The sequence below is a fragment of the Chryseobacterium sp. SIMBA_038 genome (assembly GCF_046535115.1).
In the GTDB taxonomy this organism is placed as follows: Bacteria; Bacteroidota; Bacteroidia; order Flavobacteriales; family Weeksellaceae; genus Chryseobacterium.
On sequence record NZ_JAWRXH010000236.1, the window covers coordinates 1 to 262 of the forward strand.

The window sequence follows — 262 nt, forward strand, 5'->3', positions numbered from 1 at the left end:
ATTGGCAGGCCACTACTTTCCAGAGCAGAGCATCAAGCTGGGAGTGGTAAGCCGGTACTTTTTTATGATTCTGGAAACACTGATACTTCCTGTTATCTTTATGGCAGTAATGTATGGAATCAGCCAATTGTCTGAAATCAAAAATGCAAGAAATGTGATAGGCCAAACCATTTTATATTTTTTGATCATGAGTTCGGCAGCCATCATGATAGGTTTTATTTTTGGATTAGTGATGCAGCCTGGCTCTGATACTGGAATTGAT

The 262-nt window shown here is 39.3% G+C and carries 1 protein-coding gene; it reads left to right on the forward strand.

Annotated features, from left to right (window positions below; translation table 11 throughout):
• Position 1 precedes the first annotated feature (1 nt).
• Positions 2-262, forward strand: a 261-nt coding sequence (locus SB689_RS23400; RefSeq protein ID WP_410694443.1) for a cation:dicarboxylate symporter family transporter, incomplete at its 3' end; no start/stop codon positions are given.